The 15,178-nt window shown below is 44.9% G+C and carries 14 protein-coding genes and 1 tRNA gene; 8 read left to right on the forward strand and 7 right to left on the reverse strand.

Annotated features, from left to right (window positions below):
• Positions 1-84: 84 nt before the first annotated feature.
• Together ABZR88_RS11970 and ABZR88_RS11975 are read right to left on the reverse strand one after the other, a co-directional pair.
• A complete protein-coding gene (locus tag ABZR88_RS11970; RefSeq protein WP_107830548.1) occupies positions 85-579 on the reverse strand; it encodes a hypothetical protein in 495 nt (164 codons plus the stop codon).
• Positions 566-2,404: a UbiD family decarboxylase gene (locus ABZR88_RS11975; protein WP_107830550.1), complete on the reverse strand. Its 1,839-nt coding sequence runs from the start codon at positions 2,402-2,404 to the stop codon at positions 566-568. The genes ABZR88_RS11970 and ABZR88_RS11975 overlap by 14 nt, the downstream gene beginning before the upstream one ends.
• A 160-nt stretch (positions 2,405-2,564) precedes the next feature.
• Between ABZR88_RS11975 and ABZR88_RS11980 the strand changes: the two genes are divergently transcribed.
• Together ABZR88_RS11980 and ABZR88_RS11985 are read left to right on the forward strand one after the other, a co-directional pair.
• Entirely contained in the window at positions 2,565-3,449 is an 885-nt protein-coding gene (locus ABZR88_RS11980; RefSeq protein ID WP_107830552.1) for a nucleoside phosphorylase, read from the forward strand.
• A gap of 55 nt (positions 3,450-3,504) precedes the next feature.
• A complete protein-coding gene (locus tag ABZR88_RS11985) occupies positions 3,505-4,590 on the forward strand; it encodes an AI-2E family transporter (RefSeq protein ID WP_107830554.1) in 1,086 nt (361 codons plus the stop codon).
• Positions 4,591-4,690: 100 nt separating this feature from the next.
• Here ABZR88_RS11985 and ABZR88_RS11990 read toward each other — a convergent pair whose 3' ends face one another.
• Positions 4,691-5,485, reverse strand: a complete 795-nt coding sequence (locus ABZR88_RS11990; protein WP_107830556.1) for an outer membrane beta-barrel protein — start codon at positions 5,483-5,485, stop codon at positions 4,691-4,693.
• A 158-nt stretch (positions 5,486-5,643) separates the two neighbouring features.
• Between ABZR88_RS11990 and ABZR88_RS11995 the strand changes: the two genes are divergently transcribed.
• Complete coding sequence (locus ABZR88_RS11995; protein ID WP_107830558.1) at positions 5,644-6,639, forward strand: ABC transporter ATP-binding protein; 996 nt, start codon at positions 5,644-5,646, stop codon at positions 6,637-6,639.
• 126 nt (positions 6,640-6,765) lie between these two features.
• Here ABZR88_RS11995 and ABZR88_RS12000 read toward each other — a convergent pair whose 3' ends face one another.
• Positions 6,766-7,302 (reverse strand): hypothetical protein, encoded by a 537-nt coding sequence (locus ABZR88_RS12000; protein ID WP_245917094.1) that lies wholly within the window; start codon positions 7,300-7,302, stop codon positions 6,766-6,768.
• A 274-nt stretch (positions 7,303-7,576) separates the two neighbouring features.
• Between ABZR88_RS12000 and ABZR88_RS12005 the strand changes: the two genes are divergently transcribed.
• Complete coding sequence (locus ABZR88_RS12005) at positions 7,577-8,047, forward strand: Rrf2 family transcriptional regulator (protein WP_107830560.1); 471 nt, start codon at positions 7,577-7,579, stop codon at positions 8,045-8,047.
• A gap of 137 nt (positions 8,048-8,184) precedes the next feature.
• Here ABZR88_RS12005 and ABZR88_RS12010 read toward each other — a convergent pair whose 3' ends face one another.
• The gene (locus ABZR88_RS12010; protein ID WP_245917095.1) at positions 8,185-9,051 is read right to left on the reverse strand and encodes an MBL fold metallo-hydrolase; all 867 of its coding nucleotides are present in this window, start codon (positions 9,049-9,051) and stop codon (positions 8,185-8,187) included.
• A gap of 433 nt (positions 9,052-9,484) precedes the next feature.
• On the opposite strand from ABZR88_RS12010, the gene ABZR88_RS12015 reads away from it, so the two are divergent.
• Positions 9,485-10,348 carry a hypothetical protein gene (locus ABZR88_RS12015; protein ID WP_107830564.1) on the forward strand — a complete coding sequence of 288 codons (864 nt, stop codon included), beginning with the start codon at positions 9,485-9,487 and terminating at the stop codon, positions 10,346-10,348.
• 70 nt (positions 10,349-10,418) lie between these two features.
• Here ABZR88_RS12015 and ABZR88_RS12020 read toward each other — a convergent pair whose 3' ends face one another.
• On the reverse strand, positions 10,419-12,782 hold the full coding sequence (locus ABZR88_RS12020; protein ID WP_146166593.1) for a BamA/TamA family outer membrane protein: 2,364 nt from the start codon (positions 12,780-12,782) through the stop codon (positions 10,419-10,421).
• Here ABZR88_RS12020 and ABZR88_RS12025 point away from each other — a divergent pair.
• From ABZR88_RS12025 to ABZR88_RS12035, 3 genes are all read left to right on the forward strand, one after another.
• Positions 12,773-13,519: an RNA methyltransferase gene (locus ABZR88_RS12025; protein WP_107830568.1), complete on the forward strand. Its 747-nt coding sequence runs from the start codon at positions 12,773-12,775 to the stop codon at positions 13,517-13,519. The two genes, ABZR88_RS12020 and ABZR88_RS12025, sit on opposite strands and share 10 nt — an antisense overlap.
• Before the next feature lie 95 nt (positions 13,520-13,614).
• A tRNA-Cys gene (locus ABZR88_RS12030) sits at positions 13,615-13,685 on the forward strand.
• Between the two features lie 36 nt (positions 13,686-13,721).
• Complete coding sequence (locus ABZR88_RS12035) at positions 13,722-13,898, forward strand: spore protein (RefSeq protein ID WP_107830570.1); 177 nt, start codon at positions 13,722-13,724, stop codon at positions 13,896-13,898.
• A 221-nt stretch (positions 13,899-14,119) separates the two neighbouring features.
• Here ABZR88_RS12035 and ABZR88_RS12040 read toward each other — a convergent pair whose 3' ends face one another.
• Positions 14,120-15,166 carry a quinone-dependent dihydroorotate dehydrogenase gene (locus ABZR88_RS12040; protein WP_107830572.1) on the reverse strand — a complete coding sequence of 349 codons (1,047 nt, stop codon included), beginning with the start codon at positions 15,164-15,166 and terminating at the stop codon, positions 14,120-14,122.
• Between the last annotated feature and the right edge of the window lie 12 nt (positions 15,167-15,178).

The raw sequence follows: 15,178 nt of genomic DNA on the forward strand, positions 1-15,178 counted from the left end.
GTTTTGACTTAGAGTTTAATCAATTTAAGCCCTAAAAATAACAGATTGTTTCAAAAATGTGACGATTAGGTTTAAAATATAAAATCACTTGTCGTCATCCATGTTCCACATAAAATCAATGACAGAGATATCAGGATGAAGTTTGTTGTAGATTACCTTATAGTGCCCATTAGGAATAATAATTGAAGGTAAAGATTTATGGACATATGGTTCAGGATACGCTGTCGTATATAACATATCCTTTACCCGGTAACGATATACGATAAATGACTGTTTAGACCTGTTCTCCCGTTTCAGCGTGGTGCCTTGGGTAACATCATGATGGCGATAAATGGCATCCATTGTCTGGAAATTCTGGTAGTGGGTCATAATATTTGCAACACCAACGCCAATAATGATGGCAGGACCAATAAGCTTCCTCCACCAGGAGGTCTCTGGATAGTGCTTAATTGCTAAATAAAGCGCCAGTGCGGCAATTAACACAAATACAGCAAAAAACACACAACTGCCCTTGTAGTTACGATAAGCCTCATCAAACAAATAAATGCTGCTCCCCAGGTCTTTGTCAAATAATTCCATGCAGCGGGCCTCCCGGCTTACCTAATTCGTCTACTTGTTTTTCAACGGCGGGCACCTTCTCTAACACCGGCGCGTGGTGAGGCTTAATACGGGCATCGATAATAATCGGTCCGTTACAGGCCCAATGCTTGTGCTCGGTAAAGCTGTTAATACCATGAATATCATGCGATGGATTGCTGCGCGTAAACGTTATCCAAACTAGGTTATTAATGTCGGCCGCGGTAAAACCCGCGTCGTCACAAAGCACCATCAACGGCAGGCCTTTCAGGTCGGCAGTCTTCAGATGATCGTTGAGGATGCTGATCTCCTTATCAGTTTCCAGTTCGCTTTGGTATCTCGGCGCTTCTACCGCCAACACACCGGGCATGGCCATTTTAAAATTGGTAAATGGTCTTGGTAAGCTAAAAGTTGATGGGGTTTCGGCCCACAGTTCGCGCTTTTTATCTCCGGCTGCGGCTATGGCTACTTTGCTGCCACTGTTTAGTCCGCTACCGCTATAATCCAACGTATCGATGGTGGTTCGGGTATAAAAATGCAGATCGCGGGTTGGGTCAATGCGTTCCAGCACGTGTTTCAGGAAAGCCTCTATATTGTGCGTATGCAAACCTGGGGCATCTTCATGCGCGGCAATCAGCAGGTATTTAGCCAGGCTGAGTTGGTTTTTACCGAGGATGTGGTTAGCAATGGTCAGCAGTTCCTGCGGTTTGCGTTCCTTTAGATAAGGCGTATACCGCTCGCTACCGATGGCAAATAATAGCGGATGCACTCCGGCAGCATCAACAGCGTTTACCTCTTTCAATCCAGGAATCTCTACCGGTAAAGCCGAACCTGCAATCTCGTGGATCAGCGCACCAAAGCTGGTATCTTCCTGCGGGGGGCGCCCCACTACCGTAAACGACCAGATAGCATCCTTGCGGTGATACACATTATGCACTTTCATCAGCGGAAACGGGTGCGTAAGGCTATAATAACCCAGGTGATCACCAAACGGCCCTTCCGGCTTATTCTCATGCGGGTATACCGTACCGGTGATCACAAAATCAGCATCGGCACTGATACAGAATCCTTCCGCATCATAAAAATACCGGAAACGGCGACCACCCAGTGCGCCTGCAAAAGTCATTTCAGACAGTCCCTCTGGCAATGGCATCACTGCCGCAACAGGGTGCGATGGCGGGCCACCCACAAATATGCTCACCCTGAGCGGTTGTCCCTTGGCGTTGGCTTTGGTTTGATGCACACCGATACCGCGATGCAATTGGTAATGTAAACCTATCTCGGCATCCTGCACATATTCATTACCGGCCAGTTGGATACGGTACATACCCAAATTGGCATTCATGATGCCGGGCTTGTCCATATCCTCTGTATATACTTGCGGCATGGTAACAAACGGGCCGCCATCCATAGGCCAGTTAACAATCTGCGGCAGCTCACTTATTTTAGTTCGGCCAAAACTGATGGGCGCGTTTTTACTTACTTTTTTTGGCAGTGCCGATAAAGCCGTCATCCCCACACCCAGATTTTTGAAGGGACTTTTAATGGCTTTGATCGGGTCGTTTTTCAGTTCTACCAATGTTTTTACCTGCTCCAGCGTGTCGCGGAAAATAAATCGCGACCGGTCCAGCGTACCGAATAAATTAGATACCGCCGGAAACTTGCTGCCCTTCACATTCTCGAACAAAATGGCCGGTCCCTCGTGCTCAAAAACGCGCAGGTGTATGGATGCCATTTCCAGGTACGGGTCAACTTCTTTTTTTATGCGTACCAGGTGTCCGTTTTTTTCCAGATCGGTTAGGCAGGCTTGCAGGCTGGTGTAGCTCATCGTATTTTATTTGAGTCAGCTCTCGCTTAATTGCCATATTTAGCAAGCAGACGCGGGAGGTGCCGAAACAAGTTCGGCATGACTTATCTTTTTTATTATTCGTCCAAAACTAAACATTTTTCGTCCTCAAGCCTTAGCTTTATATCTCTTCTTTATAACGATGAACAGCATTTCTCCAACCGACCTGATATTGAACGAAGACGGTAGCGTTTACCATCTGAATCTGCTGCCGCAGGATGTGGCCGACACCATAATAACCGTTGGCGACCCGGACCGCGTGCCCGCCGTGAGCCGACATTTCGATACCATCGAACTAAAAAAAGGCAAGCGCGAGTTTATTACCCATACCGGTACCATGCGCGGTAAACGCCTCACGGTTGTTTCTACGGGCATCGGCACAGATAACATAGACATCGTGTTGAACGAACTTGACGCGCTGGTTAACATAGATCTGAATACCCGAAGTGTTAAGCCTAGCCTGCAAAGCCTAAACATCATCCGCATTGGTACATCGGGCGGCGTACAGCCGGAGGTTGAGGTAGATAGCATCCTGGTATCATCGGCAGCTTTTGGCCTTGACCCACTTATGCATTATTATAAATATGATGCCACCGAAGAGGAAAGCAAATTTCGCTATGCTTTAGCTGATATTTTGCATGCCGCCTACGGCGATGACCACGGCATACACCCCTACTACGTGTCTGCCGGGCAATCCCTCCTGCAAAAACTGGGCGGCGGACTAACACAGGGCATCACCATCACCGCCCCTGGCTTTTACGCCCCGCAAGGCCGACAGGTACGTGCCGAAGCCAACACCGCCGGCTTTGTTGATCGGGTGCAGAGCTTTGAGCATCAGGGCCATCGCATTACCAATCTGGAGATGGAGACTGCCGGCATTTATGGTATGGCACGAGCGTTGGGGCATCAGGCATTATCATTCAATGTGATATTGGCCAACCGGGCCACCAACGTGTTCAGTAACCGCCCCGGAGAAATAATGGATAATGCCATAATTTCAATTTTAGAGCGTATATTAACGTTGTAAAAGGCGCAAACTTTAACGCGCCAAAAACGTTCCCCAAGCAATTTAAACCCAATTTATGGCACAAAAAAAACTCATCGCTCCATTTTATGAACGTCTTTCGCTGGTGCTTATTGGCATCATAGCCCTCGGCTTTCTGATTGTGGAGGGTAAAGAGTTTCTGGCTCCCATGATGTTTGGTTTTTTGTTTGCCATTTTGCTGCTGCCAGTATGCAAGTTTTTTGAGCGTAAGTGCAAACTGCCGCGCAGTGCGGCCTCGTTTTTATCTATTGCACTGCTGGTTTCATTTATATTTTGTATAGCCTACCTGGTGGCCTCGCAAATTGGTGGCCTAGCAGGTGACTGGCCCAAACTGAGAGTACAAATAGACGAAAGCGTGAAAGCCCTGCAAAACTGGGTGCAGACCACTTTCCATATCCAAACGCAAGAGCAAATCAACTATCTGCATAATACCACCAACAAAATCATGGCATCGGGCACCGCCGTGGTGGGTAGTGCAGTGGGTTCGTTATTCTTGTTTTACACTTTCATCATAATTTTCACCTTCTTCATTCTGTTTTACCGCAGGTTGCTGCTTAGCTTTTTGCTGGGTGTGTTTACCGGCAATAATGATGATCTGGTGTTTGATATTGTAGAGAACATCCAAAGTATCATCCGTCAATACATCATCGGTTTATTGCTGGAGATGCTGATTGTATCCATCGTTGCTTCTATTGTGTTCCTGTGCATCGGGGTAAAATATGCGCTGTTGCTGGGGATTATTACGGGGTTGTTCAATATCATCCCCTACATCGGTATTTTTAGTGCGGCAGCGCTTAGCACGCTTATTACTTTCGCCACTGGTGCTGTAGTTAAAGCGGGCATTGTGCTTTGCAGTGTTATCTGCATTCACCTGCTGGATTCTAATCTTTTGCTACCACTGGTAGTGGGCTCAAAAGTACGCCTTAACGCATTGATCACCTTTCTGGGTATCGTCATCGGCGAGTTGTTATGGGGCCTTTCAGGTATGTTCCTTTCTATCCCAACCATCGCTATTATGAAAATTATTTTTGACCGCATTGAAAGTCTGAGACCATGGGGTTTTCTGTTGGGCGGAGCGTACGAGTACAAGGAACCGGCAGAAAAGGAAATGAAGACGGAGTAAAAGTCTCAACGGGAAAACAATGACCTGGTAAAAAAACTAAAAACAACAAAGCCGGATTGCTTCATTAGAATCCGGCTTTGTTTTATGCAGTTATAGCTTCTTAAAACCCTAGCGTTAAACCTATCGACATGTTTTTCAAGCCTTTCTGAGCGTCGGTATTAAACATATCGTTAAAGTAATATTTGGCATAAATACCCAAATCGCCGTAGCCTATGCGGGTAAATGCGCCGTAACGCAGTTTGGTGTAATGGTAATCGTCATTAAACTTTTGTTTCCCGTTTTCGCTGCTGATCTGCTTTACGCGGCCGTTCAGCAGAATGCCAATATCCGGACCGGCAACAAAGTGGAAGCGTTTGCCATCGTCGTTATCTTTAGTACGAAAATCGAACGAGAGCGGAATGCGCAGATAGCTTGATGAAAAGCGGTTCTTGCTGTAATCAATATTATCTACAGTGTAATGTAACTGACTCATATCCGGGTCTTTCTGGATGGTGATATTATCGCGCAAACGAAAAAGCGTCCAATCCAACCCTGCCGACATATAGATCTTGAACGCGCTATTAAAACGATAGCCAAACTGAAATACATCAAAGCCAACGTTACTGCTTTTCCATGAACGGTAATTCAAAAACTGATTTTTTGGCGATAGCGTAAAGCTGCCATTATCAATTAACGTAGCCAAGCCCAGATCAAACCTGGAAAAAGTAATAGCAATAGAAAAACCGGGATGCTTATGTATTTTCCTGCTTACCTTAACAGAATCATCGCCATGCAAAAGGTGAAGGTTCATGCGCTTGCTTTTTTGCGTGGTGGCATCTGTTGCAACAGAATCAGTCTGTGCAAAAACAGTACAGGCCAGCATACTCAGCATTGCCATTAATAATAGGCGTTTCATCTTCAATTAAGTTTTAGGTAGAAATTATTATCCCTGTTAGCTATCTAACCCCGCGTCCGGGAGGCCGAAATTACAGAATTAATGAGTTAACAGATTTAAAGGCAATAATGTTATTTGTTATTTAACTAATCCCTAATCTATATCTTTGCCCACCAGATATGAGCGTTCCATTTTTACAGATCAGTGCGGTAAGCAAACTTTACCCCGGCGATGTGCCATCGGGCCTTAAGCCTACTACTTTTAATATTGAACCAGGCAAAGTTACCGCCATCATCGGTTCCAGCGGTAGCGGTAAAAGCACGCTGCTGCACCTCATCTTCGGACTGCTCACCCCCGACGCCGGCGCCGTTTACTTTAAGGGTGATCGGGTTTGGGGACCAGAGGAAAAGCTCATCCCCGGTCATGACGCCATGCGTATGGTAACCCAGGAAACCAACGATGTAAACCTGTTTGCCAAAGTGCACGAGAATATATCGGTACTATTACCCAATACTGATGTTGAAGTTAAAAAGAACCGCACAGATCAGCTGATAGACCAGCTCAACATGCGCCGCATTGCCAACAAACGTGTAGCCGACCTGAGCGGTGGTGAACGCCAGCGTGTGGCTATTGCCCGTGCCCTGGCCCGTCAACCTGAAGTATTGTTATTAGACGAGCCTTTTAACCAGGTAGATACCTCTTTCCGCGATGGTTTACAACAGGATATCCGTAGCATCGTTAAAAATACTGGCCTCACCGTTATCATGGTATCGCATGATCCTGCAGAGGTACTCTCTATGGCCGATGACCTGATCGTACTAAAAGATGGCGAAATACTGGAAAGCGGGGCGCCACGCCAAATGTATCAGCATCCGCAAAACTTGTACACAGCCAAACTGCTCACCAACAGCAATATCCTTACCCGCGAGCAAGCAGCCATTTGCGGCATTCAGACTGATAAAGAACACGTAGTGATCTATCCCGAATGGGCACACGTTACCAGCAGCTTTACCCGCAAGCATTTCACCATCAAACACATTCTGTTTAAAGGGGCTTACGATGAGTTGATTCTGGAGAATGAAGGCGTTGAACTGAGGGCAACAGTGACGGATAGCTCGAAGTTAAAAGAGGGAGAGCACGTACACGTGAAAGTAGACCGTTTCCTGGCTTTTTAAACCCTTTGATGCCATTTCGACGAAGGAGAAATCTTTTCGGACATAACCGGATACATGATCGAAAAGATCCCTCCCGTTGGTCGGGATGACACATGGTGTAAACTAGTATAGCAAACCAATCAGTCGTCAAACCAGATTCTTCAACCCATCAATAATACTCTCAAAGAAAGTCCCTGCGTTTAAACCGTTATAATGGTTGAAATAAACAAAGACGAGGAAGATAACAATGGCGATAATGATAAACCGCTTAAACAGATAAGCCAGCAGCGCCAACGTAAGCGGAATAACCAGCAGCCACATCCAACTGATATGTATGGGGGTTAGTTTGTCATCATGCTTGTAAACATAGTAAAGGCGGCCATGCGAGCCCGCATCGTTAGTGTGACGCAGGTATAAAAAAGACGATTTAGCCAGCTTGGGCGAGTAAAATGCCACACCCTGGTTAAACACCAGATCTTGCTGAAAGCCGTTGAACGTAAAAGTAAACGTACCGCTAACATTACTCTGCGGGTTATCCAGCGAGTCTGTAGCCACCACGGCAATCTGCTCATTACCAAACGGGTTATCTTTCACCACAAAATGATTAACGGCAACACTGTCAGCCCGGCAAAACTGCGCGGCAACAAAAAACAACATGGCGGTAAACAAGGTACGCTTAAGCATAGGTTATAGCTGTTAATTTTAAGCTAAGGCTAAATTAAACATTTTAAGTATTCAGCATGTAGATGCTGTAATTTAATATGGCAGCAAAATGGTTGTGACGCAAATGTTACTTACGGATATGATACCGGGCCACGCTCTTCCCAAAATAGTAACGATATCAATGCACAACCAATAAAATACACTAACTTGAGTTATTCTATGTACATTGTCAGAATAACTGGCACCAATATTGTACTTTCAGTTTTTTATATAAATTTGTTGTTTAAACGCTAAAATGCTTTCAAAGAAAACTAAATATGCTATAAAGGCGTTGGTGGTTCTTGGCAAGAATCGTGATAAACCACCTCTGCAAATCTCGTGGATTGCCGAACAAGAGAAGATACCTAAAAAATTTCTGGAACAGATACTGCTTGACCTTCGCAACGCTGGCTATCTCTATAGCAAAAAAGGTGCAGGCGGCGGCTACAGCTTAAATAAAGATCCCAAAGATATTTACCTGGTTAGCATACTGCGCATTACAGATGGCCCTATTGCCATGGTACCTTGCGCCAGCTTAAACTTTTACCACCGTTGTGATGAATGCCACCAGGAGAAAACCTGTGGCATCCGCGATGTTTTTATAGACGTGCGCGACGCAACACTGAAAATTTTAAGCGAAACCAGTATTGCCGATATTATTGCTCGCGAAAGCAACCTGATAGTAAGCGACGATGTTCCGCCAGCGGTAAATCAGCCAGAAAACTAAGATAAACGTACGGTCGTTCCCCTGCGGGCTGGGCTATTCATTCATACGCCTGCCCCGAAGGGGTCCTTCGGACAAGGCCTTACGCACAGGCCGGTATCCGCTCCTATCCCTAACGCGGACGGATTCAGTTGTATTAACTAAAAAACCAATTGTTTGCCCTGTTGCGGAAAGATCAGCCTTAAACCCAACTTATTTTCGGCCGTTAATTGCTGTTTAATGCGTGTAATGCTTTTGGCCGGCGGCTTCAGGTGTGTGATTACCACGTTAAGGTTTTTCATAGACGTTGCACCGGCTTCGGCTGCAAGCACGTCCAGCTCTTTTATCAGCCAGTGAGGCGTCAGGTGCCCGAACAAAAATTTATCGGGCTGTTCATCAGGAAATGACACTTCAATCATCAACGCCTTTAGCTGGTGCGCTTTTACCAACGGCGCAACGGCATCCCATAGGTGTTTAAAATTCTGGCTTTTCTCCACCTCGTCGGCGCCTGTATCGCCCAAATACAATAAATAGTTACTGCCATTCCTCACCAAAAATGCGGTACTGATTAAATTGGAGTGACTCAACGGAAAAGCTTGCACTTGCATATCAGTATGGTCAATCTTAACAAAAGCACCCGGTGCTAAAACGCTGTAATGATATTTTCCTAAAGTGGGGGCTTCGCCTTCATTGGCAAAATTGGCCCAAGCCTTCCAGGTAAAGTAATTTGCTTTCAGTACATCAATACATGGCTGTAAGGCATAAATATTCTTCGCTGTATCGTCTGGCGCGTTGATGAGCAAACCAGCTAAATGATCCAAATGCGAGTGCGAGATGCAATAGCCTTTAATATCTTGTTTAAGCACCTGTTCTGCAGAAACATTAAATACCTTGTTAGCCACAGCCTTTTGTATACCGGCATGTAGAGTACCTGCATCTAAACAAACATAATTATTGCTCCCTGCCGGGGCAACCATGTAAGCAGATAGGTTGCTCTCATCAATACCGCCCAGTACGCCTAAGGGCACTACTTTGAAAGCAGATAAAGTTTTTTGCTGAGCGCAAACTAAAGCTGGAGCGAGCAAAAGGGACCAAAAGATATTTTTTTTCAAGACAGCTATTATTTACCTAGTATATACCTGCTGCGCAAGCACCTGGTACAAAAATATTTTTTTAGCGGCAGCCATGATAAAAAAACCCTCACAAACGAGTCTCTGTTTACACGTTCAAGCTCTTTATGGCATTTCTTGCAAATAACAACGTGATGGTCATCTGTGCTTTCGTGCCCGTTAGATAAAGTAGTTGCGGCCATAAAAATGGGGCTTTATGGTTAAACAATCGGATATTTGAAAAATATCCGGTTAGTAATTCATAGGGTATCAACTATTTTTACCCAATAGTTAAACATGTAACGTAATTTTTTATCAAATTGTTGTTACTAACCGTAAACTATTTGGGAATATGAAGAAAAATTACGACTCAATCAGTCCATCGGCAAAAGCGCTGCTTTTAAGTAAGGCTTTAACAGATATTCCCTACGCTGCCGACGCCGCCCGGTTGATTTGGGGTAATGCCGCCGCTGTGCTAGATCAATCCAAACAAGAAAACCTCTTGTTTTTGATGCGATTACTTCATTTTGAAGCAAGATACAAATCAGTTGATAACATGATTAACCAATTGGAGGGCAATAATATCTTTGAACTTTCATCGGGTTATTCTTTCCGCGGTTTAAACATGGCGGTTGCCCGTCCGGATGTTGTCTACATCGACACCGACCTGCCCGCTGTAATTGAAGATAAATTAAGCTTATTAAATCAACTCTTAGAGAAAAAATCGCTCCAGTTACAGGGCGAACTGATACTCAAATCATTAAATGCGTTGGATGAAACTGAATTTCAAAACATCGTTAACATCTTTCCCCCCGGCCCTATAACCATTGTTAATGAGGGGCTACTGATGTACCTGAACAACGAAGAGAAAGCACAGTTATGCCATATCGTCCGTAATATACTCAAAGAGCGCGGCGGCCATTGGATAACAGCCGACGTGTACATCAAAAAAGACGTCAACCCAACCGTCGCCCCAGATCAGTTTAGCCAATTTTTGGCGGCACATAATGTTGAAGAAAATAAGTTTGACAGCTACACACAAGCCGAAGAATTCTTTAACGCACAAGGTCTAAAAATCCACCGTAAGGCGGAACCGGTAGACCGCCATACCCTATCGGCACTTAAATACATTTCCCCTAACTTATTACAAGCCTATGCAGAGCGAATGAAAGGATTTGTTCGTATCCGTGAAACCTGGGCGCTGAAAGCTGTTTAGCCTTAGCCTCATCACTTCATTGTTATTAGTAATTAACAGCGTAACCGCTCAACATAATGCAACCAATGACCTAAAACGGCAATCCTATACCAAAGTTAAGCTGCATAAAATTGTAGCTTTCGCCGTTGGTTTGGTAGTAGTTATTTTTAAAATCGTGGTTATGAAATAACTCATTGAAATGCTGAATTAACACCCATTGATCGGCACCATCAAACTGAGGGTCTTTGAATTTGAAGGCAGCATCCAGACGAAAAACAAAGTAGGTTAAATCAAACCGCAAACCAGTACCAATGCCAATAGCGGTTGACTGCCATAGATTGTTCAGCTTAAACTCTCCACGTGGATTATCAGATGTTTCTTTTAATCGCCAGATGTTACCAAAATCTGTAAAGAAGGCACCTTTCAGCTTGGAGCCAAAAAAGTTATCGGCAATTTTATAACGGTACTCGGCATTACCGATAATTTTAATCTCGCCAAACTGATCGAGATATTTCAAGCGCTGCCGCAAATCGTCACCTACAAGCCCCACACCATATGATGCACGGTTAAACTGCCCCGGACCGAGTGTGCGTGGCAACCAGGCACGCATATCATTGGCTCCACCGGCGTAAAACTCTTTCTCAAACACCATTTGCGAACTGTTGCCATACGGTATACCTATACCTGGGTTAATACGAAACACAAACTGTTTTTCATTTCCAAAACCACGGTAAATGCGCAAATCAGCCTCGCCCCTTACATACTGAGAGAAAGCATGCCCCAACAGCGTACGCGCACCTATAGAATCTCTTGAGGTATTGAGTGCATTGGTAACCAAACTCATGGTGTTCCCCCCAACATCAACAGAACCTTTAAAATAAGTAAAGCTGCCGTAACTATTCAACATATCGGCGTTTACCTGGTAGGTGTACTGGCTGCCCACGGTAAAAATAGTTCGACCAATAAGGCGCAGATAAGCATCACGCCCATTTTTCTCCAGGCTATCACGCGCGGCCGGATCTATTACGCCACTTGAAAATTCGATATCAATCGGCGTAAAGGTGTGCAGTTTGTGAGCTGTCTCGGCAAAATCATAAGTAAGCGAGTTAACAAAGCTTTTGCGCGTTACCAGCCCCTTTTGGTAAAACAAAGAATAGTTGGATGAAAAAGTAGTATGCGGCACGCCATACTCACCCAAAGTGGGCACACTAAAAGGCGTTATTAACCGCGGATAAGTTAAACTTACCCCCGTTTTAAACTCCTGGTTTTCTACACCGTTATCGTTGATATTGTTATTACCATTGTCAAAAAGAACGCTCCAGTTTAGCTTAACCTGCAAAATGGCTGCGCTTTTAAACAGGTTTCTGTTTGTGAAGGTATTGCCTACGTTGTAGCCATAGCGACCGTTGTTAAAAATAAACTCACCCTCCACCCGGTCTGACATTTTTTTGAGTGGAGTGATATCAATCTGCATGTTCAGCTTGTTGGTGCTGTCGCCCTTCTTCTCATAGTTTGGGTTGGGCACATTACGAAACACGTTAAGCTCAGACAGGCGGGATGTTGTAAGCGTCTGTTTATCGATATTATAGATATCTCCCTTTTTCTGGAACACATAGTTAGTAACCACCTTTGGCTTAAACGAGTGCGAGTAATCTACAAACCTGAATTGCGAGTCGACCTGCAAGGTATCAGCCTTACCATCCGTACGGCCATTGCTGGCAGAGATGGTAACAAGTGTGTTGTTAATTGTGTAAATAGGATGTTTCTTTTTCCCTTCAGGGTTACCAATAATCATCCTTACATCGGCCACGCTATTATCAAAGGCCGTATCAACGCTGTAATTAATGTATTGGCGATAAAAATCATAATAGCCGTTACGCTTCATCACCTGGAAAAACTCATCCCTGTCATAAGCCAGACTATCCGTATCATACCGTCCGCCGGGCTGTATGTGTGAGAAGTTATTGCGATTGTTTCGATACAACCCGCGTACGCTTGGATCAAGGATGCTATCAGTTATCCGCCGAATCCGGAACATTGGGCCCTCCACGGCAGTAAAATACAAATGTGCTTTCTTTTTCTTTACAGCGATACTATCCGTCACCTTGGCCTTGAGGTAACCTTTATTTTGCAGAAAACGTTCAATTTGCTGGCGCGAGTATTCAACCAGCTGGGTATCCAGAATGGCAGGAGGCTCACCCACGTCCTTTTTACCGTCATGACTAAACATGTAGTACAGGTTCAGGTTGATCCAGTTATTGGGCTGCTCCTGCTTGTCTACAAACGTAGGTGCCGCTTCGGCAAATTCTTTGTCTACCCCCTTCACCGTAATTTTGCGTACCAATGCCTGGTGCTCCTTCAGTTTGCGGGTTAAACTACACCCCGTAGCCAGAAACACTGATATTATCAGTAATATTGCAAAACTTTTAGGTATCAGATTAGGGTATGCTTTCAAAATCTCAGATCAGTTTATTAAAATCCTTACAACACAAAAAATTCAGAAAAGTTCACGGACTATTTGTGGCAGAGGGTTATAAATCTGTTGTTGAATTTATTAACTCCGGCTATTTTGTAGAGGAGGTTTATCATACCATCCCCATTGCTCCAAAATTGCTGAATTTATCGGCAAAAATAAACATTAAGGAAATTTCTTTGAATGATATGGCCAAAGTGAGCAGTCTCACTACGCCGCCAGACGTTATTGCCCTGATCCGTATCCCGCAAGCGCCTGTTTTTGATGCACAATTGCTCAAAAACCAATATGCCGTAGCGCTAGACGGCGTACAAGACCCCGGCAACATGGGCACCATCATTCGCACAGCAGATTGGTTTGGTATGAAGCATATTATTTGCTCTGATGATTGCGTAGACGTGTACAATCCCAAGGTAGTGCAAGCCACCATGGGTTCGCTATCGCGTGTACAAGTTTATTATACCGATCTGGCCAAGACCCTGCCCCTGCTGCAACTTCCGGTTTACGGTGCTTTACTTAATGGGCAAAACATCTACACCACCACCTTTGCCCCTGCTGGTTTGATACTGATGGGCAACGAAGGCAACGGCATCCGGCCCGAAATCCAGCGACTGATCAGCACCGCTGTAACCATCCCCGGAGGGGGCGAAACTGAGTCGCTCAATGTGTCAATTGCAACGGCAATTTTCTGTTCGGAGGTATTTAGACAACGATTCTAAAAATAATAGCTATTGCACATCAGGCGGTTACAGGTTATTTTAAATAAAAGTTGATTTGCAATAATAATTCGTTACTTTTGCATTCCTGAAAAAATGGTCGGGTGGCCGAGTGGCTAGGCAGAGGTCTGCAAAACCTTCTACAGCGGTTCGAATCCGCTCTCGACCTCAACAACGAGGTGATAATTAATAAAAAGGTATTAAAATGGGCGTTACACGTTTAAAAAGAAAAGACAGAAGAAACAAAACCTTCTCACGTTTAGAAGTTCAGTTTCTGAAATTAGCTACTAACATTGAGCTGGGCAGCCGTTCTGCTGAGCCTAAAAAGAGCCAATTGGCTAAAAACAACGAAGCTTTAGCAATTGCTGCTGCAGCCAAATAATTTTAGCTAACACAAGATATTGAAGCCCTGCTATTGTTTAGCGGGGCTTTTTTATTTGTCCGAACCAGGATTTATAGAATTTTAGGATTAACAGGATATCTGTCTGAACCTGATTTATTAGGCAACAAGCGCTTATTAAGTATTCAGGGTACCTAAAGAAGTTCGGCATGACCTTTTAGAGATCATGCCGAGCAAATATTCTGTAAATCCTAAAAATTCGTTTAACTCTGGTTCACCAGCTCCTTACAAATCCTTGTAATCAACGCCGGCCCTTCATAAATAAAACCAGTGTATAACTGCACCAACGACGCACCGGCCTGTAGTTTCTCCTGCGCATCTTCGGCAGAATGAATGCCACCCACCCCGATGATGGGGAATGCACCGTTTGATTTTTTATGCAGATAAGCAATCACTTCGGTAGAGCGTTTGGTGAGCGGTTTACCGCTTAAACCACCGGTTTCGCCTTTCAGGCTCTCGGCAGATTGCAAGCCTTCCCTGCTAATGGTAGTATTAGTGGCTATGACGCCGGCTATTTTACTGCCTTGCACAATCTCCACAATATCATTAAGCTGATCATCAGTCAGATCCGGAGCTATTTTAAGCAGTATAGGGCGACTAACGCCATTTTTGTTGTTACGCTGTTGTAGTGTGTTCAGGATATTCATCAGCGGCTCTTTCTCCTGCAGAGCGCGCAACCCTGGTGTGTTGGGCGAGCTTACGTTCACCACAAAGTAATCAACCACATCAAATAAGCGGTCAAAGCATTTAATGTAATCGCTTACGGCCTCCTCATTAGGGGTCACTTTATTTTTGCCGATATTACCGCCAATGATGACGCGCTGCGATTTAGCCGCGCTGCTCTGGCGATAAGCGGCAATACGCTCGGCCACGGCATCCATACCGTCGTTATTAAAGCCCATTCGGTTAATCAGCGCGCTATCCGGCACCAGCCTGAACATCCTGGGTTGCGGGTTACCGGGTTGCGGTAATGGCGTTACGGTGCCGGTTTCAATAAAACCAAAACCCAGGTTAGCCATCTCCTTAATCATCACGCCATTTTTATCAAAACCGGCGGCCAGGCCTACAGGGTTTTTAAATTTCAGGCCGAAGAGTTCGCGCTCCAATCTTTTATCGTCAACCTGCCACATGCCGCGACTCAACGCTGCGCCGCCGGGAACTTTGTTGAAAAAACGCAGTCCGTCTGTAACAAAATGGTGAACTTTCTCGGGGTCGTACTTAAAAAGAATGGGTTTAATGAGCGAATACATGGCGCAAAGTTA

It is taken from the genome of Mucilaginibacter yixingensis (assembly GCF_041080815.1).
Classification (GTDB): domain Bacteria; phylum Bacteroidota; class Bacteroidia; order Sphingobacteriales; family Sphingobacteriaceae; genus Mucilaginibacter; species Mucilaginibacter yixingensis.

Excerpts from the sequence above, each read along its gene's own strand:
- ABZR88_RS11970 (WP_107830548.1), bottom strand. The coding sequence starts at position 579 with ATGGAATTATTTGACAAAGACCTGGGGAGCAGCATTTATTTGTTTGAT.
- ABZR88_RS11975 (WP_107830550.1), bottom strand. The coding sequence starts at position 2,404 with ATGAGCTACACCAGCCTGCAAGCCTGCCTAACCGATCTGGAAAAAAAC.
- ABZR88_RS11980 (WP_107830552.1), top strand. The coding sequence starts at position 2,565 with ATGAACAGCATTTCTCCAACCGACCTGATATTGAACGAAGACGGTAGC.
- ABZR88_RS11985 (WP_107830554.1), top strand. The coding sequence starts at position 3,505 with ATGGCACAAAAAAAACTCATCGCTCCATTTTATGAACGTCTTTCGCTG.
- ABZR88_RS11990 (WP_107830556.1), bottom strand. The coding sequence starts at position 5,485 with ATGAAACGCCTATTATTAATGGCAATGCTGAGTATGCTGGCCTGTACT.
- ABZR88_RS11995 (WP_107830558.1), top strand. The coding sequence starts at position 5,644 with ATGAGCGTTCCATTTTTACAGATCAGTGCGGTAAGCAAACTTTACCCC.
- ABZR88_RS12000 (WP_245917094.1), bottom strand. The coding sequence starts at position 7,302 with ATGCTTAAGCGTACCTTGTTTACCGCCATGTTGTTTTTTGTTGCCGCG.
- ABZR88_RS12005 (WP_107830560.1), top strand. The coding sequence starts at position 7,577 with ATGCTTTCAAAGAAAACTAAATATGCTATAAAGGCGTTGGTGGTTCTT.
- ABZR88_RS12015 (WP_107830564.1), top strand. The coding sequence starts at position 9,485 with ATGAAGAAAAATTACGACTCAATCAGTCCATCGGCAAAAGCGCTGCTT.
- ABZR88_RS12025 (WP_107830568.1), top strand. The coding sequence starts at position 12,773 with ATGCTTTCAAAATCTCAGATCAGTTTATTAAAATCCTTACAACACAAA.
- ABZR88_RS12035 (WP_107830570.1), top strand. The coding sequence starts at position 13,722 with ATGGGCGTTACACGTTTAAAAAGAAAAGACAGAAGAAACAAAACCTTC.
- ABZR88_RS12040 (WP_107830572.1), bottom strand. The coding sequence starts at position 15,166 with ATGTATTCGCTCATTAAACCCATTCTTTTTAAGTACGACCCCGAGAAA.